At 47.5% G+C, this 630-nt stretch carries 1 pseudogene; it reads right to left on the reverse strand.

Going from position 1 to position 630, the window contains the following annotated elements:
* A pseudogene (locus ACP5L5_RS11810) lies at window positions 1–324 on the reverse strand (hypothetical protein); the annotation flags it as partial.
* Window positions 325–630 lie beyond the last annotated feature (306 nt).

Below are 630 nucleotides of genomic sequence, written 5' to 3' on the forward strand. Positions count from 1 at the left end.
CCAGTACTCCTCGACCCACCTCCTCCTTAATCTCCTTAGTAGCTCGATCATCCTCTTCACGATTTTCCTAGCCTTCCTCACCTTCTTGCCCTCGTCGCTTTTATGCTCCTCAAGCCACCTTTCCAACAAATCAATAAGCTCATCAATGAATGCCGCGTTTTCGAGCTTGCCCTTGTGCCTCTCAACCCTCCTCCTCAACTCACTGATTAACCCCTCGACCTCCCTAATTGTCTCCTCATCCGTGACCGGCTCCTTACAAACGAGCCTTTTACCCCTCCTAACACCCCAACAAACCCTCGGCTTATTGGCTTGAGCAGAAGACATTAAACAACCAAATGCATAAACACTTTAAAAAACTTTCTAAATTTGATAAAGAAGTAAGTAAAGAGTTCAGTGAAAGTTTTGGCCCACCCACCGGTTATGATTAAACCACCGAAATAATGGATGGGCTCGAGCCGGCAATTCACCCACCCATGAGCGGTGAGCACAATCAGGCATCACCCAAAAACCCCAACAAAACCATAGGCATTGTCCAGGCAACCCACGCATTAAACCGAATTTTTACCAGCAGGCGCCTATAGGGGCTGCGCGAACAAAATTCTACAAAACCTAGGCAATGCATAACACCCC

The organism is Vulcanisaeta sp. (assembly GCF_049966235.1).
GTDB classification, from domain to species: Archaea; Thermoproteota; Thermoprotei; order Thermoproteales; family Thermocladiaceae; genus Vulcanisaeta; species Vulcanisaeta moutnovskia.